We start from the raw sequence: 24,835 nt of genomic DNA, 5'->3' as shown, positions 1-24,835 counted from the left end.
GACCTCACCAGATGAGGAGAGCAGTGGCAGGCAAGGCCCGCGTGCACGAACTCGCCAAGGAGTTCGGCGTCACAAGCAAGGATCTTCTCGCCCGTCTTAAGGACATGGGCGAGTTCGTGAAGTCGGCGTCCTCCACCGTGGAGGCGCCCGTCGCGCGCAGGCTGCGCGACACCTACCAGGGCAAGGGCGACAAGGGCGGCGCGAGCGGCGAGGCCAAGCCCGCCGTGAAGCCCGGCCCCCGCCCGGGCGTCAAGCCCGGCCCCCGACCCCCGGCCCCGCAGCCGCAGGCAGCGGCCTCGGCCCCGGCGCCCGCGGCGAGCAAGCCCGCGCCCGCGCCCGGACCGCGTCCGGCGAGCCAGGGCCCGGCCAACCAGGGCCCCAAGCCCGGGGTCAAGGCCGGTCCCCGGCCCGAGCCGCAGCAGCAGGCCCCGGTCCGCGAGCCCGCCCGCGAGCAGCGGCCCGCCGCGGCCGCCGGTCCGGCGAGCCCGACCAAGCCCGCTCCGGCGCCCGGCCCCCGGCCCGGCCCGAAGCAGCAGCCCCCGGCGCAGACCGGTCCCGGCGGCGCCGTCGTGCCGCCGAGGCCGCAGTCGCCCAAGCCCGGTCCGCGCGCGCCGCGGCCCGGCAACAACCCCTTCGGCGTCGGCGCCGGTGCGCCCGCGCCGCGTCCCTCCGGCCCCCGTCCCGGCCCGGCTGGCCCGGGTGGCGGCGACCGGCAGGAGCGCGGCCCGCGTCCCGGCGGCGAGCGTCCGGCCGCCGCGCGCGGCGACCGGCCCGCCGGTCCGCGTCCCGGCGGCCCGAACCCGGGCATGATGCCGCCCCGGCCCAACCCCGGCATGATGCCGCCCCGGCCCCCGCGTCCCGCGGGCGCCGGTCGCGGCGGTCCTGGCGGCGGCCCCGGCGGCGGTCGTGGCGGCCCGGGTGGCCGTGGCGGCCCCGGCGGCGGCGGTGGCGGCGGCTTCCGCGGCGGCGGTGGCGGCGGTGGCGGCTTCCGTCCCGGCGGTGGCGGCGGCGGTGGCTTCCGTCCCGGTGGCGGCGGTGGCGGCGGTGGCGCTGGCGCCCCGGCCGGTGGTGGCGGCGGGTTCCGCGGCCGTCCCGGCGGTGGCGGCCCCGGTGGCCGCGGCGGCGCGGCTGGCGCCTTCGGCCGTCCCGGCGGACCCTCCAAGCGCGGCCGCAAGTCGAAGCGGCAGAAGCGCCAGGAGTACATGGAGAACATGCAGGCGCCCAGCGTCGGCGGCGTCCGCCTGCCCAAGGGCAGCGGCGAGACGATCCGGCTGGCCCGAGGCGCCTCGCTGACCGACTTCGCCGACAAGATCAACGCCAACCCGGCGTCGCTGGTGCAGGTGCTGTTCCACCTCGGCGAGATGGTCACCGCGACGCAGTCGGTCTCCGACGAGATCCTGGAGCTGCTCGGCTCCGAGATGAACTACAACGTGCAGGTCGTCTCCCCCGAGGAGGAGGACCGCGAGCTGCTCGACTCGTTCGACATCACCTACGGCGAGGACGCCGGTGACGAGGACGACCTGCAGGCGCGGCCGCCGGTCGTGACCGTCATGGGCCACGTCGACCACGGCAAGACCCGACTGCTGGACACGATCCGCTCCTCCAACGTGCACGAGCGCGAGGCGGGCGGCATCACCCAGCACATCGGCGCCTACCAGGTCGTCACCGAGCTCGACGGCAACGAGCGGGCGATCACGTTCATCGACACCCCGGGTCACGAGGCGTTCACCGCCATGCGTGCCCGCGGCGCCAAGGCGACCGACATCGCGGTCATCGTGGTGGCGGCCGACGACGGCGTCATGCCGCAGACGGTGGAGGCGATCAACCACGCCCAGGCGGCGAACGTGCCGATCGTGGTCGCGGTGAACAAGATCGACAAGGAGGGCGCGAGCCCGCAGAAGATCCGCCAGCAGCTGACCGACTACAACCTGATCGCCGAGGAGTACGGCGGCGACACGATGTTCGTCGACATCTCGGCCAAGCAGGCGATCAACATCGACGGTCTGCTCGAGGCGATCCTGCTGACCGCCGACGCCACCCTCGACCTGCGGGCCAACCCGGAGATGGAGGCCCAGGGCGTGGCGATCGAGGCCCACCTCGACCGCGGTCGCGGTCCGGTGGCCACGGTGCTGGTCCAGCGCGGCACGCTGCGCGTCGGCGACTCGATCGTGGCGGGCGACGCCTACGGCCGCGTCCGGCGCATGGTCGACGAGCACAACGAGGACGTCACCGAGGCGTACCCGTCGCGGCCGGTCCAGGTCATCGGCTTCACGTCGGTGCCCGGCGCTGGCGACACGTTCCTCGTCGTCGAGGAGGACCGCATCGCCCGGCAGATCGCCGAGCGGCGCGCGGCCCGCACCCGGGCGGCGCAGAACGCGCAGAAGCGCAAGCGGATCAGCCTGGAGGACCTGGACTCCGCGCTGAAGGAGACCAGCCAGCTCAACCTGATCATCAAGGGCGACAACTCCGGTACGGTCGAGGCCCTTGAGGACGCGCTCACCAAGATCGACGTGGGCGACGAGGTCGAGCTGCGGGTCATCCACCGCGGCGTCGGCGGCATCACCGAGGGCGACATCAACCTCGCGATCGCCGACAACGTCATCGTGATCGGCTTCAACGTCCGCGCCGAGGGGAAGGCCACCGAGCTGGCCAACCGCGAGGGCATCGACGTGCGCTACTACTCGGTCATCTACCAGGCGATCGACGAGATCGAGCAGGCCCTCAAGGGCATGCTGAAGCCCATCTACGAGGAGGTCGCGCTCGGCCGCGCCGAGATCCGCGAGGTCTTCAAGTCCTCGAAGGTCGGCACGATCGCGGGCTGCCTGGTGATGTCCGGGGAGATCCGGCGCAACTCCAAGGCCCGCCTGCTGCGCGACAACGTCGTCATCCAGGAGAACCTGACCGTCGGCACGCTGCGGCGGTTCAAGGACGACGTGACCGAGGTCCGCGAGGGCTTCGAGTGCGGTCTCACCCTCGGCTCGTACGGCGACCTGCGGGTCGACGACGTGATCGAGACCTACGAGATGCGCGAGAAGCCGCGGTCGTAGTCAGCCGACCGGGGGCGCTCCACCCGTGGAGCGCCCCCGGTCCGACCAACACCCTCACCCATGTATGTAGGTGCTCTTGAGTTGGACGTGTTGCTCGGCGACGTCCACTCCCTGAAGCAGAAGCGGTCCGCCGTGCGGCCCGTGATCGCCGAGCTGCGCCGCCGGTTCGAGGTCTCCGCCGCCGAGGCGGGCCACCTGGACCTGCACCGGCGGGCCCTCATCGGCGTGGCGGTCGCGGCCGCGGACGCCGGGCACGTCCGCGACATCATGGACGCGTGCGAGCGCCTGGTCGCGGGCCGCCCCGAATTGGAACTCCTGTCCGCCCGGCACCGGTTGCTCGGGCCGGACGACGACTAGAAGGAACGCTGTCGTGGCCGACGCACCGCGCGCTCGCAAACTGGCGAAGCGCATCACCCAGATCGTGGCCTCGGCCCTGGAGCACGAGGTCAAGGACCCGCGCCTGGCCCGGGTCACCATCACCGACGCCCGGGTGACCGCCGACCTGCGCGAGGCGACGGTCTACTACACCGTCCTCGGCGACCGCATCGACACCGAGCCGGACATGGCGGGCGCGGCGGCCGCCCTGAACAGCGCGCGCGGCGTGCTGCGCAGCAAGGTCGGCCAGCAGACCGGGGTGCGGTTCACCCCGACCCTGCAGTTCATCGCGGACACCATCCCCGAGGACTCCCGCCGCATCGACGACCTGCTCGCCCAGGCCCGCGCGGCCGACGCCGAGGTGGCCGCCCTGGCCTCCGGCGCGACCCCGGCGGGCGAGGCGGACCCGTACAAGGCGCCGCGGGAAGCCGAGCCAGAAGACGACCAGTGACGGCCGAGCGCGTCCCGCTGAGCCGCGCGCGCGTGCTGGGCGCGGCCGTCGCCATCGCCGACCGGGACGGTATCGCCGCCCTCACCATGCGCCGTCTCGCCCAGGACCTGGGTGTCGAGGCGATGTCGCTGTACCACCACGTCGCCAACAAGGAAGCCCTGCTGGACGGCGTCATCGAGGTCGTCATGGCCGAGATCGCCGAGGCGGTGGGCGAGCCCGTGGTCGAGGACTGGCAGGCGGCGATGCGCGCCCGCGTCCTCACCGCCCGCCAGGTGTTCCTGCGCCACCCCTGGGCCGCGCGCGTGCTGGAGACCCGCACGTCGATCAGCCCCGGGGTGATCGCGTACTACGACGGGGTCCTGGCGATCTTCCGCGCTGGCGGCTTCTCCTACGACCTGGCCCACCGCGCGCTGCACGCGCTCGGCAGCCGGGCGCTGGGCTTCTCCCAGGAGCTGTTCGACCTCTCCGACCCGGCGGCCGACGCCGAGGCCGAGGCGATGGTGCAGGAGCTGGCCGAGCACTTCCCGCACCTGGCCGCGATGGTGGCCGAGATCGCGCACGACGACCCGGACAGCGCGCTGGGCTGGTGCGACCACCAGGCGGAGTTCGAGTTCGGCCTCGACCTGATCCTCTCCGGCCTGGAGCGCCTGCGCGCCGAGGGCTGATTCCCGCTTCGCTCCCGCCGGGCCGCCGCGCGCCCATTGACGGCCTTACAGCGTAAGACTAGCCTTACGGCGTAAGCCTGATGGAGGGGGAGCGATGAAAGCGATCAGATTCGACCGGTACGGCGCGGCCGAGGTGCTGCGATTAGCCGAGGTGCCGGTGCCGGGGGAGGACGAGGGCGAGGTGCTGGTCCGGGTGCGCGCGGCCGGCCTCAACGCCGCGGACCTGCACATCCTCAACGGCGTGCCGTACGTGATGCGGCCGTTCCAGTTGGGCATGCGGCCCCGGGTGGGCGGTGTCGGCAGCGATTTCGCGGGCCAGGTCGAGGCCGTCGGGCGGGGGGTGACCGCGGTCAGGCCGGGCGACGAGGTCTACGGGCGGGTGGACCAGCGCGGGATCCTGCCCGCGATGGGGGCGGTGGCCGAGTACGTGCGGGTCTCCGCGGACTCCGTGCGGTTGAGGCCCGCCGGGCTGTCCGCCGTGGAGGCCGCCGCTGTCCCGCTGGCGGGGGCGACCGCGCTGCAGGCGATGCGCGACGTGCGGGAGGGCCAGCGCGTCCTGGTGAACGGGGCGGCGGGCGGGGTGGGCAGCTTCGCCGTGCAGATCGCCAAGGCGCGGGGAGCGTGGGTGACGGGCGTGTGCGGCCGCGACAAGGTCGCGATGGTCCGCTCGCTCGGCGCGGACGAGGTGGTGGACCGCGCCGCGGAGGACGCGACCCGCCTGCGGCCGGGCTTCCACCTGGTGCTCGACAACGGCGGCGACCACTCGCCGAGCGCGTGGCGGCGGGTGCTGCTGCCGGGGGCGACCTACCTGGCCTCGTTCGGCCGCCGCCAGGACGTCTGGCTCGGCCCGCTCGGGCGGCTGCTGCGGATGATGGCGCTCAACCTGGTGGTGAACCAGCGGCTGGCGCCGCTGGTGGCGAAGCCGAGCGGCGCCGACCTCGACGCGCTGACGAGGCTGATCGAGGACGGCCACGTCCGGCCCGCGGTCGACCGGGTGTTCCCGTTGGCGGACACCCCGGCCGCCGTGGCACACCTGGCGGGCGGGACGGCACGGGGCAAGGTCGTCGTCGCGGTTGAGGAGGGCTGAGTGGTGACGGTCCTGGTGATTGCGGCCTGGGTCCTTGGCGCGATGGCGGTGCTGGGCCTGGCGTTCCTGGCGGCGCTGTGGGTCAACGTCGTCGTCGCGGTCGGGGAGGGGTGAGTGGTGATGGTCCTGGTGATTGGGGTCTGGGTCCTTGGCGTGGTGGGGGCGCTTGGGGTGGCGGTGCGGGGCGAGGTTGTCGTCGGGTCGGGGAGGGGTGAGTGGTGATGGTCCTGGTGATTGGGGTCTGGGTCCTTGGCGCGATGGCGGCGCTTGGGGTGGCGGTGCGGGGCAAGGTTCCGTTGTGGTTGGGGAGGGGTGAGCGGTGACGGTCCTGGTGATCGTGGCCTGGGTCGTGGGCGTGGTGGCGGTGCTCGGCCTGGCGTTCCTGGTGACCATGCGGACCAAGGTCCGGCTTGTCCAGGACCTGGTCCGTCGGATGAACCGCAGGGTGCTCAACCCCCGCCAACTGCGGACGGCGGGCTCTGTCGGCGCCTACGCCTCCGTCGTCCACCACACCGGGCGGAGCAGCGGCGCCGCCTACCGGACGCCGGTCGTGGCGGTGGCGCACGGGCAGGGGCTCGTGGTCGCCCTCCCGTACGGTCCTCGGGCCGACTGGGTGCGCAACGTGCTCGCCGCTGGCGGGGCGACCGTCGACCACGACGGCGAGTCGTTCCAGGTCACGCGGCCGGAGCTGGTGTCGGGGCCCGAGGTCGAGGACCTGTTCGACCCAGGCGAACGGCGGGCCCACCGGCTGTTCGGCGTGACCGACTTCCTGCGCATGCGGCGAGCGTGATCGAACCGGTGCCGCACCGTAATGGTCCAGACCTATACTCGGCCGCCCGGTCGGCGAGGCGAGAGGACCATTGTGGACTTCAGCAGACGAAGATTGCTCGGGTTCGGCGCGTTGGCACTGCTGGCGGCGTGTGGCAAGCGGCCTGCGCCCGCGGCGCCGGTCACCCCGGCCGCCGAGCTCACCGTCACCCCGCCGACCCTGGCGACCCCGTCGCTGAGCGAATTGGTGTACCGGTCGTCCATCGGCGACGTGCAGGTGGTGATCATGCGCCCGCGCGACGTGGCGGGCGAGCTGCCGGTGTGCCTGGCGCTGCACGGCTTCGGCGCGGACGCCCGGCAGTTCGTCGAGCTGGGGCTGCCGCCGCTGCTCACCGCCACCGACCGGGCGGGCCTGCCGCCGTTCGCGGTGGTGGCCGTCGACGGCGGCGAGTGGACGGCGGAGGCCCAGAGGATGCTGGTCGATGAGCTGCCGGGCTGGCTGGTCGCGGCCGGGCTCGCGCCCACGCCGTTCGCCGTCATGGGCATCTCCACCGGCGCGGTCGCCGCCTACACCTACGCCCAGGAGCCCGGCCCCACCGTGGTCGCGATGGTGAGCCCCGCGGTGTTCCCCGACTGGGCGGCCGCCTCCGACTTCGGCCTGCGCGACGAGGTCCGCTGGGCCGAGACCAACCCGCTGACGGGCACCTCCAGCGTCCCCATCGCCGTCTGGTGCGGCGAGGACGACGAGCTGGCCGACGCCGCCCGCGCGCTGGCGGCCCGCACGGACGCCGAGTCGTTCTTCGCCCCGGGCGCGGGCCACACCGAGGAGTACTGGGCGTCGGTGATGCCCGACGTGCTCCGCCACATCGGGAAGTCCATCGGTTAACCGGCAACGGATCGATCAAGACGGTCCGCGGGGCTAGGTTCTTCCCTGTGACCCGCGTCCTGGCCGCCCTGCTCCTGCTGTCGCTGACGGCGTGCACGTCGCCGGAGGCGCCGCCGATGAAGGCGGACGGCCCGGCGCCGCAGGAGTCCCCCGAGCGCCTCTACGGCGAGTTCGTCGCCCGGCTCGCGCGGGCCGACGGCCCGGGCGTGTGCGCCCTGTTCACCCCGTCCGGCCGGGTCGCGTTCCAGGACGAGTGGGGCGTCGCCCAGTGCGACCTCGGGGTGACCGAGGCGGCGGGCGGTGTCGGCGACCCGGCCGCGTTCGCGGCGAAGGCGCCCGACTCGACGATCCGCGACAGCGAGACCGTGGTGGAGATGAGCGGCTGCGGCGTCGGCGCGATGAAGGCGCTGTCGGCCCCCGAGGGCTGGCTCATCGACGCCTACCTGCACCCCGACGCCGTCGACGGCTGCTGAGCGTTCGCGCTTGAATGACGGCATCATCTCGGTGATGCCGTCCTGTCGTCATGTCCGGAAATTTCCCACCCTCGTCGGGTATCTCGACCGATTCGGGGGTTAGGTCGGGGCGATCGGCAGTGGTATAAACCAATCGTTACTCGCCCGTGTGTCGAATGATGCGCGCTTGAGTGTTGACAGATGCTCTAAACGAGACCAAACTGCGCAAAAACATGCAGCCGGTGTGTGGCCCAGGTCGCAGATTGGCATCCTCGATCAGGTGGTGATCATGCGTTCGACCAGGTTGACGGTCATGGCGGCGGCAGCCGTGCTGACGCTCGCGGGATGCGGCGGTGGGTCCGATGCGGGTGGCGGCGGCGGGGAAGCACCGCTCACCCTTCCCGGTGTCGACGACTACCTCAACGCCCCGTGTCCGGAGGTCGGCACCAAGCCCGCCACCGACAAGGAGTTCACCTACTGGTCGATGTGGACCGAGGACGAGCCCCAGGGCAAGGTCCTCAGCAAGGCGATCCGCTGCTTCCAGGACAAGACCGGCGTCAAGGTCAACGTCCAGTGGCTCGGCCGCAAGCTGCTGACCCAGAACGTGGCGCCGTCGCTGAACACCGACACCGTGCCCGACCTGTTCGACCAGGACATCAGCCAGGTGCGCGCCGCCGTCGTCGCCGCGGGCGGGACCCAGTCGGTGCAGGACGTGCTGGACTACAAGGTCGGCGAGGGCGACAAGACCGTCCGCGACGTCGTGCCCGCGAGCTTCTACGACATGCCCCAGGCCAAGCAGGACGACGGCGCCCTCTTCTCGGTGCCGTACGAGATCCTGGGCAACGCCTGGTGGTACAACAAGGACCTGTTCCCGGACCTGAAGCCGCCGCAGACCATGGACGACCTGTTCGCCCTGTTCGACAAGGCGAAGGCCGACGGCATGGCCGCCATCGCCCAGGACGGCGACATCAACTTCTACAACGCCTACTTCTTCACCCAGATCGCCGCCCGCTACGTCGGCCCCGGCGGCCTGTCCGAGGCCGCGCAGGACAAGACCGGCCAGGCGTGGAAGACCGAGCCCGGCTTCGCCAAGGCCGCCGCGCTGGTCGAGCGCATGGGCGACGGCGGCTACTTCATCGACGGCTGGGACGCCTCCAAGTTCCCGCAGGTCCAGCAGCGCTGGGCGGACGGCGAGGCGGCCTTCCTGTTCGTCGGCTCCTGGGGTCCGAGCGAGACCCGCGAGTACCTGAACAAGCAGGGCGGCGACAAGGGCATCAGCTACGGCTCGTTCCAGTTCCCGACGCCGTCGGACGCCCCGCACAAGATCGTCGAGCAGCTGCCCATCGGGTTCTCGGTCACCAAGAAGGCAGCGCACCCCGAGGCCGCCAAGGCGTTCATCGCCTACGTGCTCAACAAGGACATCCTCTCCGGCATCCCGGCCGTGGCCGACAACCTGACCCCGCGCCCCGACCTGGCGGTCCCGGACTCGCTCAAGGACGTCAAGGCCGCCCTGGAGGACGACAGCGCCGAGCGGGCGATCTTCATGGACGGCCTCGACGGCCTGGCCGCTGGCAAGTGGGTCGACAACGTGTTCTACCCGCTCAACAACGACCTGCTGAAGGGCAACATCAGCGCCCAGCAGTTCATCGACGGCCTGGCCGCCAAGCAGGCCGAGTTCTGGAAGGCAGCGGGCTGATGGCGGCTTCGCCGCAGACGTCACGTCCGGCGCCGGTCACCTCCCCGGAGGCGGACGTCACGTCCGCCTCCGGGGCGCACCTGGTCCGCAAGAAGCGGTTGTTCTGGCCGTTCCTGCTGCCCGCGATCGGGCTGTACGTGCTGTTCATGGTCGTGCCCACGGTGGCGACGGTCGTGCTGGGCTTCACGTCGTGGCAGGGCGCGGGCGACACCCCGGAGTTCAACGGCGTCGGCAACTTCACCGAGCTGTTCGCCTCCGACGCGTTCCTCTACTCGTTCCTGAACACGCTGCTCTACATCTTCGTGGCGGGCGTGGGCACGTTCCTGCTGGCGTTCCTGTTCACGATGGTGCTGCGCGAGATGCGCGGCGGGAAGCTCGTGCGGGCGATCCTGTTCTTCCCGAACATCGTCGCGCCGGTCGCGCTGGGCATGTTCTTCAGCATCATCATGATCTACCGGCCGAACCGGCAGGGCCTGGTCAACTACCTGCTGGAGAGCATCGGCGTCGACGCGGTGAAGTTCCTGGCCCCGGAGAACGTGACCTGGGTCGTGATCGGCTGCCTGATCTGGGCCAGCGCGGGCTTCTACATCACCATCCTGATGGCCGCGGTCGACCGCATCCCGCCGTACCTCTACGAGGACGCCGACATCGCGGGCGCGACGCCGTGGCAGAAGTTCCGCAACGTCACCCTGCCGCTGACCTGGGACGTCATCGGCGTGGCAGGCGTGCTCTGGACGATCGGCGCGATCAAGATCTTCGAGCTGGTGTTCGTCCTGGCCGGGCCGGGCACCTACTCGCCGCCGATCGAGTCGTGGACGCTGGGCCTCTACGTGTTCGACCGGTCCTTCGGCACCGCGGGCTCGCCGGAGTACGGCATGGCGTGCGCGGCGGCCGTGATGATGATCGCGTTGGTGTCCGTCCTCGTCGTCGCGCTGCGCAGGCTCATGCGCCGCGAGACCATCCAGTTCTAAAGGGGGAGGACATGACCGTGTCCGCGCCGGAGTCCGCGCCCGAGACCCGGGTCCGCCGGGAGCACCGCACACCGCCGCGCAAGCCGCGCCCGGCCCCGACCGCGCGCGGGTTCAGCCCGCTGCGCATCGTCGGCATGGCGTTCGTGTGGCTGTTCACCGCGCTGAACGTGGTGATCCTGTACTGGCTGGTGACGGCGGCGTTCAAGACGCCGATCGAGATCTTCAACAAGCCGTTCCACCTGCCCTACACCTGGTTCGAGCGGGGCGACCCGTTCCGCAACCTGCGCTACGCCTGGGAGAACGCGGGCTTCGGCAACGCGTTCCTGGTGACGGTGGCGCTGGTGGCGGTGTCGTCGGTGGTCATCGTGGCGGTGGCGGCGCCCGCGGCGTACGCGCTGACCAGGCTGGGCGTGCGCGGCAGCAACCCGATGACGAACTTCTTCGCCATCGGCATGGGCATCCCGTTCCAGACGCTGGTGATCCCGCTGTTCATCGGGATGGCCGACCTGGGGCTGACGAACAACCTGTTCGGCATGTTCCTGGTGTACGTGGCGCTGTCGCTGCCGTTCACCGTGTTCCTGCTGACGGGCTTCTTCAAGTCGCTGCCCGACGAGCTGGAGGAGGCCGCCGCCATCGACGGCGCCTCGCCGTTCCGCACGTTCTTCACGGTGATGCTGCCGCTGGCCCGCGGCGGCCTGATCACCGCGCTGATCCTCAACGCGATCGGGCTGTGGAACGAGACGCTGCTGGCGATCGTGTTCCTCACCGACAACGCCAACTTCACCCTCGCCCGCGCGCTGTTCACGCTCTACGGCGCGGCGAGCTACCAGTCCGAGTACGGCGGCCTGATCGCGGGCGTGGCGATCGTCGTGCTCCCGATGCTGGTCATGTACATCCTGCTGGCCCGCCGGATCATCACCGGCCTGACCCTCGGCGCGGGCAAGTGACCGTGGCGGAAGGGGAGAACTGATGGCAACGGTCACCTTCGACGGGACCACCCGCTACTACGCGGGCAACCCGACCCCGGCCGTGGACACCCTCGACCTCGAGGTCGCCGACGGCGAGTTCCTGGTGCTGGTCGGCCCGTCCGGCTGCGGCAAGTCGACCACCCTGCGCATGCTGGCGGGCCTGGAGGGCATCGACGGCGGCGCGATCCGCATCGGCGAGCGGGACGTGACGAACCTGCCGCCGAAGGAGCGGGACATCGCGATGGTGTTCCAGAACTACGCGCTGTACCCGCACATGACGGTGGCCGACAACATCGGCTTCCACCTGAAGATCGCCAAGATGCCGAAGGAGGAGCGGGTCAAGCGCGTGCGCGAGGCGGCCGCGCTGCTGGACCTGGAGCAGTACCTGGAGCGCAAGCCCGCGAAGCTGTCCGGCGGCCAGCGCCAGCGGGTGGCGATGGGCCGGGCGATCGTGCGCCGCCCGCAGGTGTTCTGCATGGACGAGCCGCTGTCCAACCTGGACGCGAAGCTGCGGGTGCAGACCCGCACGCAGATCGCGTCGCTGCAGCGGCGGCTGGGCGTGACCACGATCTACGTGACCCACGACCAGACCGAGGCGATGACGATGGGCGACCGGGTCGCGGTGCTGCGCGACGGCATCCTGCAGCAGTGCGACACCCCGATCGGCCTGTTCTCCCGGCCCGCCAACGTGTTCGTGGCCGGGTTCATCGGCTCGCCGGGCATGAACCTGATCCCGGCGGCGGTGTCGGGGGAGTCGGCGACCGTCGGCGGCATGTCCATCCCGCTGACCCCGGCGCAGCGCGCGGCGCTGACCTCGGACCGCGTCGTCGTCGGCATCCGGCCGGAGGGCTGGTCGATCGGCTCGTCGGGCGTCTCCGCCGTGGTGGAGGTCGTCGAGGAGCTGGGCAGCGACCAGTACCTGTACTGCTCGGCCGACATCCCGCACGTCGAGGTGGCCGAGAGCGCCGAGGAGCGCGAGGCGCCGCACGCGTTCACCGTGCGCGCCCCCGGCATGTCCGGCTGGCACCGGGGCGACAAGCTCGCCCTGACCCCGCAGGCGGGCGCCGTGCACTTCTTCGACGCCGCCACGGGCGACCGCCTGCCCGACTGATGTGGACCGACCGGCGGGTGCGGGTGTCCGACGGCGTCGAACTGTTCGTCGCCGGCAGACCCGGGCACTCGCCCCTGCTGGTCATCCACGGCGGCCCCGACTGGGACCACACGTACCTGCGCACCCCGCTCCACGACCTCGACCGCCGCGTCCTGCTGCCCGACCTGCGCGGCCGCTCAACCCGGGGCCTGCGGTCGACGGGGTGGTGCCCGACCTGCTGGCCGTGCTCGACGCCCTGGCGGTCCCTCGGGCGCACGTCCTCGGCTTCTCGACCGGCGGCCTGATCGCCCAGCGCCTGACCCTGACGGCCCCCCACCGCGTCCGGCGGCTGGGGCCGCGCCTGGGGAGGCAGGCGCCCTGCCCCCGGTCCGCGTGCCGGACGCCGAGGCCCGATCAACCAGCCGGGCGCGTGGCTGGGGGCGTTGAGTCGGTTCCTGGCCTGACCTCGACGCGCCCGGACCGCGGCGCAGTTCCTACCGTTGAGGTGACCGCTGGAAGACCGAGTACAGGTACACCAGCGACGGGACCAGCAGCACCGAGCCGATCCCCAGCACCCACAGCACCGGGGTCAGCACGCTGGACGACGCCGCGGCGCCGTCCACGGTCAGCCCCGGAAGCATCACCGGGTACTGCGCCACGCCCCACGCCCACAGCACCGCCGTCACCGCGATCGCGGCGGTGAGCCGCACCAGCAGGTACCGCCGCGCCACGAGCAGGCCCAGCGACAGCACGCCCGCCGCGACGCTGGTGATCGCCAACGGCAGCGCGGTCCCCACCAGCCCGTCGAACAGCGCCGGCGCGTCGGCCCGCAGCACCGGGAAACCGGCCAGCGTCAACGCGCCCAGCGCGAGGCCGGTGATCAGGGCCCGCAGGCGGAACGCCTCCGCGAGCGCGGTCGAGCCCGCGCGCCGGGCGTCGGCGGTCAGGTACACCGCGGCCAGGTACGCGCACGCGCCGACCGCGATCAGCCCGGTCGTCACCGAGGTCGGGTTCCACCAGCTGGTCCAGATGTCCCCCGCGTCGATCCCGACCGGCACCCGGCCGGAGGCCACGGCGCCGAGCGTGGCCCCGAGGAAGAACGGCGTGACCACCGAGGAGAACGCGAACGCCGCGCCGAACAGCCGCCGCTGCCACAGCCGGTCGCTGACCTTGCGGAACGCGAACGCCGCGCCGCGGGCGATGATCCCCAGGGCGGCCAGCGTCAGCGGGATGTAGAGCGTGGCGGCGAAGGGCGCGAACGCTGCCGGGAACGCCGTCCAGAACAGGGTGATCACGAAGATCAGCCAGACGTGGTTGGCCTCCCAGACCGGGCCGATCGAGTGCTCGATCAGCTCGCGCTGCGGGCGTCCGCGCTCGCTGCCGCCCGCGAGCAGGTCCCACAGGCCGCCGCCGAAGTCCGCGCCGCCGAACAGCGCGTACAGGGTCAGGCCGATCCAGAGCACCGCGAGCAGGATGTCAGCGCTCATGGCTCTCCTCCTGCGGGGCGCGCACCGGGCCCCGGCGGGCCAGCAGCCGCAGGACGTAGACGGTGGCCACCGTCAGCACGGCGTAGACCGCGAGCACGATCCCCAGGCCGACCAGCAGCCCCGGCTGCGGGTTGACAGCGTCGCGGGTCAGCATGTGGCCGTAGACGATCCAGGGCTGGCGGCCGACCTCGGTGACGACCCACCCGGCCTCCATCGCCAGGACCGCGGCCGGGCCCGCGAGCGCGGCGGCCCAGAGGAACAGGCGGGCGCGCGGCAGGTCGCGGCGGCGCAGCCAGGCGACGGCGAGCCAGGCGCCGAGGGCGACGAGCCCGAACCCGATGGCCACCATCAGCTGGAAGCTCAGGTGCACGACGTTGACCGGCGGCCGCAGGTGCGCGGGCGCCTCGTTCAGGCCCAGGACGACGGCGTCGGGGTCCCAGTGGGCCAGCAGCGACAGGGCGTTCGGGATCTCCAGCGCGTACCGCAGCTCACCGTCGATGTAGACGCCGCCCAGGGACAGCGGCGCGCCCGCGGTCGTCTCCGCGAGGCCCTCGATCGCGGCGAGCTTGAGCGGCTGGTAGTCGGCGAGGAAGTGCGCCGCCCAGTCGCCCACCACGACCTGCACCGGGGCCAGGACGGCGGCGACGGTGAAGGGGACCAGGAAACCCAGCCGGTGGTGCCGGTCCCGCCTGCCGCGCAGCATCCCCACCGCGTACACCGCGGCGATGCCGAACCCGGCGACCATGAACGCCGCGACGATCATGTGCACGGTCTGCGGCGGGGTGGCGGGGTTGAACATCGCCTCCCACGGCCGCACGTCGGTGACCTCGCCGTCGACGAGGTCGAACCCGCGCGGCTGGTTCATCCAGGCGTTCGCGGTGACGACGAAGAACGCCGAGGCGACCCCCGCCACCACGATCGGCAGCCCGGTGAGCAGGTGCGTCCTCGGCGGCAGCCGGTCCCAGGCGTAGAGGTAGATCCCGACGAAGATCGCCTCGATGAAGAACGCGAAGCCCTCCAGCGTGAAGGGCAGCCCGATGACCTCGCCGTAGCTGCCCATCAGCCCCGGCCACAGCAGCCCCATCTCGAAGCTGAGGATCGTCCCGGACACCGCGCCGACGGCGAACAGCACGCCCATGGCCCGCGCCCAGGTCCTCGCCAGCACCTCGAACGCCGCGTCGCCGGTGCGCAGGGCCCGCCACTCCATGAACACCACGAGCCCCGGCATCCCGACGCCGAAGCAGGCGATGATGATGTGCCACCCGAGGGAGAACGCCATCTGCGTCCGCGCCGCGACCAGATCCCCCGGCGTCGCCGCGTCGGCCAACACCTCGACCAGCACGCTGACGCCCCCTCCACGCTCGGCTGCCCACCCATCGTGCGCGCGGCCCCGCACCCCCGCCAGTCGGCCCGACAGCGCCCCGAGCCCACACAGCGGCCACGATCCCGCCCGCCAGGGAGCCGCAGTACCCCACCCACACCGCTCCTACTCCTCCGACACGGCGACGCGTGGGCGCTTGGCTCCGCGGGTCCCTATCCGCTCGGGCTCCGCAAGGCGGTCTGGCGGCGCGCCGAGCCAGGGCGGCTGGCGGTGGTTCTGCCTGCTTTCGGCTGCGCTGCTTCAGGCACATCGGTCCCACACACCGCGACGCTCGGCGCGCTCGGCCTCGCGCACGACCATCCCTCCGGCCCCGCGAGTCGGTCCGGGCGGCGCGCTGAGTGCACGTCGGCGGGCGGCAGTTCTGCCCGCCTCAGCCGCGGTGCTTCAGACGCACAGCGGTTCGGCCTGTCCGGCACCGCCCACCTCGGCGCCCTAGCCCTTCAACCCGTCCCGTCGGCTCTCACGCGCGGGTGCGGCGGGCGCGGAAGGCGGCGACGTTGGCGCGGTTGGCGCAGCGGGTGGAGCAGAAGCGCTTGGCGCGGTTGGTGGAGGCGTCGAGGAAGTGGTTGCCGCACGGACACCGGCCCCAGCGGTCCACGCCGTGGCGGACGATGGCCTGGGCCAGGCCCCATGCCGCCGCGGCGGCGACCTCGGTGGCCGGTGGGGCGTTGACGTCGGCGACGTGGACGTGCCAGGTGCCGGTGTGCCCGGACAGCCGAGGGCGGGGCGGATGCGCGCTCAGCAGGGCGTTGACGCGCGCGAGCACGGCGTCGGCGTCGCGGTCGGTGGCGGCGTCCAGGGCGTGGCGGAGGCCGTCGGCGACGGAGCGCAGCGCGAGCAGGTCGGCCTCGGTCGTGCGGTCGGCCCACCACGGCTCGTCGTGGAGGGCGGCGCGCAGGGCCGGGAGGTCGGTCAGGTCGGCGTTGGCGAGCCGGAGCGCGACGTCGAGGTAATCGGCGTTGTCCATTCCCGGTCCTTACGCGTACGGTAAGGGGCAAAGTTGTCGTTCGTATCTTACGGGGGTCGCCGTGCGGCGTCAGGTGCTCGCGCTGGCCGTGCCCGCGCTGCCGGTGCTGGCCGCCGAGCCGCTGTACCTGCTCGTCGACACCGCCGTCGTCGGCAGGCTCGGCGGCCTCGAACTCGGCGCGCTCGGCATCGGCGCGATCATCCTGGCGCAGCTGTCGACCCAGTTCACGTTCCTGTCCTACGGCACCACCGCCCGCGCGGCCCGCCTGTACGGCGCGGGCCGCCGCGAGGACGCCGTCGTCGAGGGCGTCCAGGCCACCTGGCTCGCGCTCGGGCTCGGCCTCCTGATCGTCCTTATCGGACAGTTGACTGCCGGTCCCATCGTCCGCGCCATGGCGGGCCCCGGCGACCTGGCCGACGCGGCCGCGTCCTGGGTCCGCATCGCCATCTGCGGCGCCCCGCTGATCATGGTCACGCTGGCGGGCAACGGCTGGATGCGCGGCGTCCAGGACACCCGATCGCCCCTGCGGTACGTGCTCGCGGGCAACGGCGTCTCCGCGGCGCTCTGCCCGATCCTGGTGCACGGCGCCGGATGGGGCCTCAACGGCTCGGCCTACGCCAACGTCGCCGGGCAGGCGGTGGCCGCTGCCCTGTTCCTGCGCGCGATCCGCACGGCCCCGCTGCGTCCCCGGTGGGACATCATGCGCAGGCAGATCGTCCTCGGCCGCGACCTCGTCCTGCGCAGCTTGGCCTTCCAGGCCTGCTTCGTCTCCGCGATCACCGTCGCCGCCCGCCACTCGATCCCCGCGGCGGGGGCGCACCAGGTCGTCCTGCAACTGTGGACGTTCCTGGCGATGGTGCTGGACTCGCTCGCCATCGCCGCCCAGTCGCTGGTCGGCGCGGCCCTCGGCGCGGGCGACGCCCGGCGCGCCCGGGTCCTGGCGCGGGGCCTGACCGGCTACGGCCTGCTGTGCGGGGTGGTCTCGGGCGTCGCGTTCGCCGCCGTCGCGGGCGTGCTGCCGCGCGTGTTCACCGCCGATCCCGCCGTGCTCGCCGAGATCCCGAACGCCTGGTGGTTCTTCGTGGCGCTGCAACCGATCGCGGGCGTCGTCTTCGCCCTGGACGGCGTCTTCCTCGGCGCGGGCGACACCCGCTACCTGCGCACCACGACGCTCCTGTCCGCCATCGTCGGCTTCCTCCCCCTGATCTGGATCTCCCACGTCCTCGGCTGGGGCCTCGTCGGGATCTGGACGGGCCTGTCCGCGTTCATGGTCCTGCGCCTGGCCGCCCTCCTGATCCGCGCCCGCACCTCGACCTGGGCGGTCACCGGAGCCAGTGTGTGACCGCTGTGAGCAACCGCACCCTGAGCATGGCTAACTATCTCGGCGCTCGGCCGCTGTAATAGGTGAGTCCCCGTCGCGGAGTGGAGTGGTCCCTGTGAGTCCCGCCCAGCGTCGTGCGCTGGCGGTGTGGGGTACGGCGGTGATGGTGTACCTGCTCGCCGTCTTCCACCGCACGACCCTCGGGGTGGCCGGGTTGGAGGCCGCGCAGCGGTTCGACATCGGCGCGGCCGCGCTCGCCGGGTTCACCGTGCTGCAGATCGGCGTCTACGCCGCGATGCAGATCCCCACCGGGCTCCTCGTCGACCGGTTCGGCCCGAGGGTGACGCTCAGCTGCGCCGCGCTGCTCATGGGATCGGGCCAGCTCCTCTTCGCCTACGCCGAGAGCTACGTCCCCGCGCTCCTCGCCCGAGGCGTGCTCGGCCTGGGCGACGCGCTCGCCTTCGTGAGCGTCCTGCGGCTGGTCGCCGCCCACTACTCGCCCCGGCGCTATCCGACCCTGACCGCCGCGACGGCCGCGCTCGGGTCCGTCGGCAACTTCGCCGCCACCGTCCCCCTGACGCTCCTGCTCGCGGACGCGGGCTGGACCACGGCCTTCGCCGTCGTCGGCCTGCTCACCGCCGCCTACGCCGGGATCGTCGTGTGGCGGGTCCGCGACGCGCCGCACGGCGAGGAGCCGCAGCGCAGCGACGCCGTCGGCGTGCGCCAGACCCTCGACCAGGTCCGCCAGGCCTGGCGGGTGCCCGGCACCCGGCTCCGGTTCTGGGTGCACATGTCCACCTGCTTCGCCCCGAACGTCCTCGGGCTGCTGTGGGGCCTGCCGTACCTGGTCCAGGTGCAGGGCCTCACCGAGCCGCAGGCGGGCGTCGTGCTGAGCCTGATGGTCATCGTCGCCATGGTCTGCGGCCCCGCGGTCGGCGAGCTCATCGGCCGCCACCCGGCCGCGCGGATGCCCATCGTGCTCGGCTACCTCGGGATGGCGACGGTCATCTGGACCGTCATCGTCGCGTGGTCCGGCTCGCTGCCCACGCCGGTCACCGTCACCGCCATCGCCGTGCTCGCCGCTGGCGGGCCGATGTCGGGCATCGCGTTCGCCCTGGTCCGCGACTACAACCCGCTGCGGAGGGTCGGCACGGCCAGCGGCATCGCCAACGTCGGCGGCTTCGGCGCGACGACGGTCGCCTCGCTGGCCGTCGGCGTGCTCATCGGCGGGGACGCCGCCGCGGCGGGCGCCGACGACTTCCGCCTTGCCTTCGCTGCCGTGCTCGCCATGCTCGTCGCGGGCGCGTGGCGCACGACGGTGTGGTGGCTGCGCGCCCGGGCCGTCGTGCTGGCCAAGGTGGAGGCGGGGGAGACCGTGCCGGTGCAGATCCGCCGCCGTGCCTGGGACATCACCCGCGCGGCGTAATATTCACCGTCGTGTCCTCTCGCCCTGTTGTGCCGCCGGGGCTTGTCGTCGTCGACAAGGCGCCCGGCATGACCTCCCACGACGTCGTCGCCCGGGTCCGCCGCATCCTCGGCACCCGCAAGGTCGGCCACGCCGGAACCCTGGACCCGATGGCCACCGGCGTCCTCGTCCTGGGGATCGAGCGCGCCACCAAGCTCCTCGGCCACCTGGCCCTCGACCGCAAGGTCTACCTGGCCACCATCCGCCTGGGCACGGCCACGACGACCGACGACGCCGAGGGCGAGCACCTCTCCGAGCCCGACCCCGCCGTGCTGGCCGCGGTCACCGATGCGGCCATCGCCGCCAGGGTCGCCGCCCTGACCGGCCCGATCGAGCAGGTTCCCAGCTCCGTCAGCGCCGTCAAGATCGACGGCAAGCGCGCCTACGCCCGCGTCCGAGCGGGCGAGGACGTCGTCATCCCCGCCCGCCCGGTCACGGTGTACCGCTTCGACATCCTCGGCACCCGCCGCGACGACAAGGCCATCGACCTCGACGTCATGGTCGAGTGCTCATCGGGCACCTACGTCCGCGCCCTGGCCCGCGACCTCGGCATCGCCCTGGGCACCGGCGGCCACCTCGCCGAACTCCGCCGCACCCGCGTCGGCCCCTTCGACCTGCGCGTCGCCCGCACGCTGGAGGCCCTCCAGGACGCCCCCGGCCTCTCCCTGGACCTCGACGCCGCCGTAGCCACCGCCTTCCCCCGCCGCGACCTAGACCGCGTCGAGTCGGCGGCCCTCTCCCACGGCAAACGCCTCCCCGCGGCAGGCATCACCGGCACGTACGGCATGTTCGACCCCACGGGCAAGGCGCTGGCGCTGGGGGTGGACGAGGGGAAGACCGCCAAGGCCCTGGTCGCCCTGGCGGTCTAGGCCGGACTACGTCCCATGCGCGATGAACGCCGCGGAAGGGCGGACTAGGCTCGACCCCGTGCAGCGATGGCGTGGGCTTGACGACCTGCCCGGCGGGTGGGGGCGCTGTGTCGCCACCATCGGGGTGTTCGACGGGGTGCACCGGGGGCACCAGGCGCTGATCAGCAGGGCGGTGAAGCTCGCCGCCGAGAAGAACGTGCCGAGTGTGGTCGTGACGTTCGACCCGCACCCGGCCGAGGTCGTGCGGCCGGGTAGTCACCCTGCGCAGTTGACCACGCTCGCGCGCAAGGCCGAGTTGGTCGAGCAGTTGGGCGTGGACGTGTTCTGCGTCCTGCCGTTCACCCCCGAGCTGTCCAAAGTGCCCGCTGACGAGTTCGTGCACGAGTTCCTCGTCGAGCGGCTGCACGTGGCCGCCGTGGTGGTGGGGGAGAACTTCACCTTCGGCCACCGCGCGCTGGGCAACGTCGAGCTGCTCACCAAGTACGGCAAGCGGTTCGGGTTCGCCACCGAGGGGGCGAGCCTGGTGGGCGGGGAGATCACCTTCTCCTCCACCTACATCCGCGCCTGCATCGACGCCGGGGACGTGCGGGCGGCCGAGGCGGCGCTGGGGCGGCCGCACCGGATCGAGGGCATCGTCGTGCGCGGGGACCGGCGCGGCCACCAGCTCGGCTTCCCGACCGCCAACCTCTCCACCCCCCGCTACACCGCCATCCCCGCCGACGGCGTCTACGCCTGCAAGTTCCACCTGCCCAACCGCGCCCCGATGACGGCCGCGGTCTCGGTGGGCACCAACCCCACCTTCTCCGGCCGCGAGCGCCGCGTGGAGGCCTTCGTCCTCGACGTCGACGAGGACTTCTACGGCCAGCGCGTCGCCCTGGACTTCCACGAGCGCCTGCGCGCCATGGAGAAGTTCGACTCCACCGAGGCGCTCGTCGAGCAGATGCACCGCGACGTGGCCCGCACCCGCGAACTCCTCGACGCCGAATAGCGGCGAATCCCTACGGAAGGTGACCAAGACCTGGCAAGATACGGCCGGGTCGTAGGGAGAGAGGCCATCAAGTGGAGGACCACAAGATCGTCCAGCGCAACATCGCGCTGCAGCGCGAATGGTATGGGGAGCCGTTGGGCGATCGGGTGCGCAGGCTGGTGGTGGCCTTCGACACCTCGCAGGCGAACCTGGCCGACGTGCTGGGGATCAGCGCGCCGATGCTGAGCCAGGTGATGAGCGGCCGCCGGGCCAAGATCGGCAACCCGGCAGTGCTGGCCAGGCTGATCATGCTGGAGCGCAAGATCCTCACCCCGGAGGTCGCCTCCGGCGCCAAGGAGCACCTGCAGAAGGCCCTGGAGGACGTGCGCGTCTCCAAGCCCGCCGTGACCCGCGACAGCCTCCCGGTCGACGTCGGCCGCAGCGCGATCATGGCCCTGCGCAGGCTCATCGCCGCCGACGACCTCACCCAGGCCGCCGACCTGCTGGACCCGCGCTTCCCCGAGTTGGCCGACCTGCTCCGCCGGGCCGGAAGGCACCGCGTGTGACGAGGTACTTCGCCGCGTTCCCGCTGCCCGACCCCGTCGCCGACCACCTCGCGGCCGCCCTGCCGCCGTTCCCCGCCGCGGTCCGGCCCGAGCCCCGCCACCACTGGCACATCACCCTCGCCTACTACGGCCCCGACGACCCCGACGCCCGCCTGACCTGGCTCACGGAGCGTGTTCATGACCACCCCGCGCCCCGCGTGCGGCTGAGCGGCGTCGGCGGCTTCCCCGGCGTGACCTGGATGGGCGTGGACGCCGACCTCGACGCCATCGCCGAGGCGGCGACGGCGAAAAAGGAGTCGCGCCCGTACGTCCCGCATGTCACCATCGGCAGGCAGCCGCGCCCCGAAGAATGGGCGCCCGACCTGGCCGACTACCGCGGCCCGGAATGGATCGCCCCCGAAGTGGTGTTGTACTCCAGTGAGCAGGGGCGCTACACCCGGGTGGGTGGCGTGCGGCTCCGGTCCGCCCCCACCTGCTAACCTTGCGTTTTGGGTCCGGCTGCGGTCCGTGGCGGCCGGTACCGACGTACCAATCGCACGGCACACCTGATCAAGGAGCACACGAGTGGCGCTGTCCACCGCTGAGAAGAAGTCGATCCTGACCGAGTACGGCGTGCACGACTCGGACACCGGATCCCCCGAGGCGCAGGTCGCGCTGCTGACGAAGCGTATCCGCGACCTCACCGAGCACCTGCGCACGCACAAGCACGACCACCACTCGCGGCGCGGTCTGCTGCTGCTGGTGGGCCGCCGTCGGCGGCTGCTGAACTACCTGACCAAGGTGGACATCGAGCGCTACCGGTCGCTGATCCAGCGGCTCGGCCTGCGCCGCTAGGCCATCAGGGGGGGGTGACCGACACCGGTCGCTCCCCCCGTCCACAACGACAACGAGAAAACGGGCTCGCGCACTTCAGGACAGGTTCGCCGGTCCTCGGTAGTGGCTTCCGGGTGGGGAAACCCGGTGGCTTCGATCGATGACCGGCCTCGTCCGAACCGCGCACCTGCATGTGCCCCCGCGCGCCCACAGGATGAGGAGAATCATGACCGAACCCACCGTGCACGAGACCACGGCGACCATCGACAACGGCGCCTACGGCACCCGCACCGTCCGCTTCGAGACCGGCAGGCTGGCCCGCCAGGCCGCGGGCAGCGTCGTCGCCTACCTCGACGAGGAGACCATGCTCCTCTCGGCGACCACCGCGTCGAAGCACCCGAAGGAGCAGTTCGACTTCTTCCCGCTGACGGTGGACGTCGAGGAGCGCATGTACGCCGCGGGCCGCATCCCCGGCGCGTTCTTCCGCCGCGAGGGCCGTCCCTCCACCGACGCGATCCTGGCCTGCCGCCTGATCGACCGGCCGCTGCGCCCGTCCTTCGTCGACGGTCTGCGCAACGAGATCCAGGTCGTCGTCACCGTGATGAGCCTGCACCCGCAGGACCTCTACGACGTGGTGGCCATCAACGCCGCCTCCGCCTCCACCCAGCTCGCGGGCCTGCCGTTCTCCGGCCCGGTCGGCGGCGTGCGCGTCGCGCTGATCGAGGGCCAGTGGGTGGCGTTCCCGACCCACGAGCAGCTCGAGAAGGCCGTGTTCGACATGGTCGTCGCCGGGCGCGTGGTCGGCGACGACGTGGCGATCATGATGGTCGAGGCCGAGGCCACCGACAACGTGATCGACCTGATCGGCGCGGGCGCGCAGGCGCCCACCGAGGAGGTCGTGGCCGCCGGTCTGGAGGCCGCCAAGCCGTTCATCAAGGTGCTGTGCGAGGCCCAGGCCGAGCTGGCCTCCCTGGCCGCCAAGGAGACCGCCGAGTTCCCGGTGTTCCCCGCCTACCAGCCCGACGCCTTCGAGGCCGTCGCCGCCGCCGTCAGCGACGAGCTGGCCCAGGCGCTGACCATCGCGGGCAAGCAGGAGCGGGAGAGCCGCCTCGACGAGGTCAAGGCGCTGTGCCTGGAGAAGCTGGCCACCAACGACGCGTTCTCCGGCCGGGAGAAGGAGATCGGCGCCGCGTTCCGGGCGCTGAACAAGAAGCTGGTGCGCCAGCGCATCCTGCGCGAGAAGGTCCGCATCGACGGCCGCGGCCTGACCGACATCCGCCAGCTCGGCGCCGAGGTGGCCGTGGTGCCCCGGGCGCACGGCTCGGCGCTGTTCGAGCGCGGCGAGACCCAGATCATGGGCGTCACCACGCTGAACATGCTGCGCATGGAGCAGACCATCGACTCGCTCTCCCCGGAGACGACGAAGCGGTACCTGCACCACTACAACTTCCCGCCGTACTCCACCGGTGAGACCGGCCGGGTCGGCTCGCCCAAGCGGCGCGAGATCGGCCACGGCGCGCTGGCCGAGCGGGCGCTCATCCCCGTGCTGCCCAAGCGCGACGAGTTCCCCTACGCCATCCGCCAGGTCTCCGAGGCGCTGGGCTCCAACGGCTCGACCTCGATGGGCTCGGTCTGCGCGTCCACGATGTCGCTGCTCAACGCCGGTGTCCCGCTGAAGGCCATGGTCTCGGGCATCGCCATGGGCCTGGTCTCCGACGAGGTCGACGGCAAGACCGAGTACGTCGCGCTGACCGACATCCTCGGCGCCGAGGACGCCTTCGGCGACATGGACTTCAAGGTCGCGGGCACCAAGGAGTTCGTCACCGCGCTGCAGCTGGACACCAAGCTCGACGGCATCCCGTCCGCGGTGCTGGCAGGCGCGCTCGGCCAGGCCCGCGACGCCCGGCTGACGCTGCTGGAGGTCATGGCCGAGGCCATCGACCGCCCGGACGAGATGAGCGCCTACGCCCCGCGCGTGACCTCGGTGAAGATCCCGGTCGACAAGATCGGCGAGGTGATCGGCCCCAAGGGCAAGATGATCAACTCGATCACCGAGCAGACCGGCGCCGACATCTCCATCGAGGACGACGGCACGATCTACGTCGGCGCGGCGGACGGCCCCTCGGCCGAGGCGGCCATCGGCCTGATCAACGCCATCGCGAACCCGCAGCTGCCCAAGGTCGGCGAGCGGTTCCTCGGCACCGTGGTGAAGACGGCAGCGTTCGGCGCCTTCGTCTCGCTGCTGCCCGGCAAGGACGGCCTGATCCACATCTCCAAGCTCGGCGGGGGCAAGCGGATCAACAAGGTCGAGGACGTGGTCAAGGTCGGCGACAAGCTCCGCGTGGAGATCGCCGACATCGACCAGCGCGGCAAGATCAGCCTGGTGTTGGTCAAGGACGAGGAGAACGCCGAGTCCGCCGAGGCCGCCGGGTCCACCACCGACGACTCAGCAGAGGCGACCACCCAGTCGTGACATCGCGCACGTCGACGGCCGCGGACACCGGCGGTGTCCGCGGCCGTTCTCCACGCAGCACCGGCGCCCG

General features: G+C 72.2%; 24 protein-coding genes. 21 read left to right on the top strand and 3 right to left on the bottom strand.

Features of this window, described 5'->3' with window-relative positions; all coding sequences use genetic code 11:
- Positions 1-23 precede the first annotated feature (23 nt).
- The 13 genes from infB (at position 24) to Actkin_RS24010 (ending at position 12,761) form a co-directional block, all read left to right on the top strand.
- Positions 24-3,047 (top strand): translation initiation factor IF-2, encoded by a 3,024-nt coding sequence (gene infB / locus Actkin_RS24070; RefSeq protein ID WP_258904355.1) that lies wholly within the window; start codon positions 24-26, stop codon positions 3,045-3,047.
- 60 nt (positions 3,048-3,107) lie between these two features.
- Positions 3,108-3,404 carry a DUF503 domain-containing protein gene (locus Actkin_RS24065; protein ID WP_189211665.1) on the top strand — a complete coding sequence of 99 codons (297 nt, stop codon included), beginning with the start codon at positions 3,108-3,110 and terminating at the stop codon, positions 3,402-3,404.
- A gap of 13 nt (positions 3,405-3,417) precedes the next feature.
- The gene (rbfA, locus tag Actkin_RS24060; protein WP_189211664.1) at positions 3,418-3,873 is read left to right on the top strand and encodes a 30S ribosome-binding factor RbfA; all 456 of its coding nucleotides are present in this window, start codon (positions 3,418-3,420) and stop codon (positions 3,871-3,873) included.
- A complete protein-coding gene (locus Actkin_RS24055; protein WP_229787016.1) occupies positions 3,870-4,538 on the top strand; it encodes a TetR/AcrR family transcriptional regulator C-terminal domain-containing protein in 669 nt (222 codons plus the stop codon). The genes rbfA and Actkin_RS24055 overlap by 4 nt, the downstream gene beginning before the upstream one ends.
- Before the next feature lie 94 nt (positions 4,539-4,632).
- A complete protein-coding gene (locus tag Actkin_RS24050; RefSeq protein ID WP_258904354.1) occupies positions 4,633-5,625 on the top strand; it encodes an NAD(P)-dependent alcohol dehydrogenase in 993 nt (330 codons plus the stop codon).
- 319 nt (positions 5,626-5,944) lie between these two features.
- The gene (locus tag Actkin_RS24045; RefSeq protein ID WP_309569080.1) at positions 5,945-6,415 is read left to right on the top strand and encodes a nitroreductase family deazaflavin-dependent oxidoreductase; all 471 of its coding nucleotides are present in this window, start codon (positions 5,945-5,947) and stop codon (positions 6,413-6,415) included.
- 72 nt (positions 6,416-6,487) lie between these two features.
- Positions 6,488-7,279, top strand: coding sequence for an alpha/beta hydrolase (locus Actkin_RS24040; protein WP_258904353.1), 792 nt, complete (start codon positions 6,488-6,490; stop codon positions 7,277-7,279).
- A gap of 47 nt (positions 7,280-7,326) precedes the next feature.
- Positions 7,327-7,752, top strand: a complete 426-nt coding sequence (locus Actkin_RS24035; protein WP_258904352.1) for a hypothetical protein — start codon at positions 7,327-7,329, stop codon at positions 7,750-7,752.
- Positions 7,753-8,020: 268 nt separating this feature from the next.
- A complete protein-coding gene (locus tag Actkin_RS24030; protein WP_258904351.1) occupies positions 8,021-9,427 on the top strand; it encodes an ABC transporter substrate-binding protein in 1,407 nt (468 codons plus the stop codon).
- Positions 9,427-10,398: a carbohydrate ABC transporter permease gene (locus Actkin_RS24025; RefSeq protein ID WP_258904350.1), complete on the top strand. Its 972-nt coding sequence runs from the start codon at positions 9,427-9,429 to the stop codon at positions 10,396-10,398. Before Actkin_RS24030 ends, Actkin_RS24025 begins: the two co-directional genes overlap by 1 nt.
- A gap of 11 nt (positions 10,399-10,409) precedes the next feature.
- On the top strand, positions 10,410-11,345 hold the full coding sequence (locus Actkin_RS24020; protein ID WP_189211659.1) for a carbohydrate ABC transporter permease: 936 nt from the start codon (positions 10,410-10,412) through the stop codon (positions 11,343-11,345).
- A gap of 22 nt (positions 11,346-11,367) precedes the next feature.
- Entirely contained in the window at positions 11,368-12,477 is a 1,110-nt protein-coding gene (locus Actkin_RS24015; protein ID WP_189211658.1) for an ABC transporter ATP-binding protein, read from the top strand.
- On the top strand, positions 12,477-12,761 hold the full coding sequence (locus Actkin_RS24010; protein ID WP_258904349.1) for an alpha/beta fold hydrolase: 285 nt from the start codon (positions 12,477-12,479) through the stop codon (positions 12,759-12,761). The genes Actkin_RS24015 and Actkin_RS24010 overlap by 1 nt, the downstream gene beginning before the upstream one ends.
- A gap of 189 nt (positions 12,762-12,950) precedes the next feature.
- Here Actkin_RS24010 and Actkin_RS24005 read toward each other — a convergent pair whose 3' ends face one another.
- The 3 genes from Actkin_RS24005 to Actkin_RS23995 all read right to left on the bottom strand — a co-directional run bounded on the left by Actkin_RS24005 (position 12,951) and on the right by Actkin_RS23995 (position 16,291).
- Positions 12,951-13,943, bottom strand: coding sequence for a cytochrome d ubiquinol oxidase subunit II (locus Actkin_RS24005; RefSeq protein WP_258904348.1), 993 nt, complete (start codon positions 13,941-13,943; stop codon positions 12,951-12,953).
- A complete protein-coding gene (locus tag Actkin_RS24000; protein ID WP_258904347.1) occupies positions 13,933-15,285 on the bottom strand; it encodes a cytochrome ubiquinol oxidase subunit I in 1,353 nt (450 codons plus the stop codon). The genes Actkin_RS24005 and Actkin_RS24000 overlap by 11 nt, the downstream gene beginning before the upstream one ends.
- Positions 15,286-15,784: 499 nt before the next feature.
- Positions 15,785-16,291, bottom strand: coding sequence for a CGNR zinc finger domain-containing protein (locus tag Actkin_RS23995; RefSeq protein ID WP_258904346.1), 507 nt, complete (start codon positions 16,289-16,291; stop codon positions 15,785-15,787).
- Positions 16,292-16,352: 61 nt separating this feature from the next.
- On the opposite strand from Actkin_RS23995, the gene Actkin_RS23990 reads away from it, so the two are divergent.
- The 8 genes from Actkin_RS23990 (at position 16,353) to Actkin_RS23955 (ending at position 24,765) form a co-directional block, all read left to right on the top strand.
- Positions 16,353-17,633, top strand: a complete 1,281-nt coding sequence (locus tag Actkin_RS23990) for an MATE family efflux transporter (RefSeq protein ID WP_258904345.1) — start codon at positions 16,353-16,355, stop codon at positions 17,631-17,633.
- 142 nt (positions 17,634-17,775) lie between these two features.
- Entirely contained in the window at positions 17,776-19,038 is a 1,263-nt protein-coding gene (locus Actkin_RS23985; RefSeq protein ID WP_258907981.1) for an MFS transporter, read from the top strand.
- A gap of 11 nt (positions 19,039-19,049) precedes the next feature.
- Positions 19,050-19,946 (top strand): tRNA pseudouridine(55) synthase TruB, encoded by an 897-nt coding sequence (gene truB / locus Actkin_RS23980; protein WP_258904344.1) that lies wholly within the window; start codon positions 19,050-19,052, stop codon positions 19,944-19,946.
- Positions 19,947-20,004: 58 nt separating this feature from the next.
- Complete coding sequence (locus Actkin_RS23975; protein ID WP_189211651.1) at positions 20,005-20,934, top strand: bifunctional riboflavin kinase/FAD synthetase; 930 nt, start codon at positions 20,005-20,007, stop codon at positions 20,932-20,934.
- Positions 20,935-21,005: 71 nt separating this feature from the next.
- Positions 21,006-21,479: an XRE family transcriptional regulator gene (locus tag Actkin_RS23970; RefSeq protein WP_189211650.1), complete on the top strand. Its 474-nt coding sequence runs from the start codon at positions 21,006-21,008 to the stop codon at positions 21,477-21,479.
- Positions 21,476-21,958, top strand: a complete 483-nt coding sequence (locus Actkin_RS23965) for a 2'-5' RNA ligase family protein (RefSeq protein ID WP_258904343.1) — start codon at positions 21,476-21,478, stop codon at positions 21,956-21,958. Before Actkin_RS23970 ends, Actkin_RS23965 begins: the two co-directional genes overlap by 4 nt.
- Before the next feature lie 85 nt (positions 21,959-22,043).
- The gene (rpsO, locus tag Actkin_RS23960; RefSeq protein ID WP_189211648.1) at positions 22,044-22,313 is read left to right on the top strand and encodes a 30S ribosomal protein S15; all 270 of its coding nucleotides are present in this window, start codon (positions 22,044-22,046) and stop codon (positions 22,311-22,313) included.
- Positions 22,314-22,518: 205 nt separating this feature from the next.
- A complete protein-coding gene (locus Actkin_RS23955; protein WP_189211647.1) occupies positions 22,519-24,765 on the top strand; it encodes a polyribonucleotide nucleotidyltransferase in 2,247 nt (748 codons plus the stop codon).
- The last annotated feature ends 70 nt before the right edge of the window (positions 24,766-24,835 follow it).

It is taken from the genome of Actinokineospora sp. UTMC 2448 (assembly GCF_024760565.1).
Lineage (GTDB): Bacteria > Actinomycetota > Actinomycetes > Mycobacteriales > Pseudonocardiaceae > Actinokineospora > Actinokineospora fastidiosa.
Note: the sequence above shows the minus strand (reverse complement) of the source record. Positions and strands in the feature narration are given on the sequence as shown.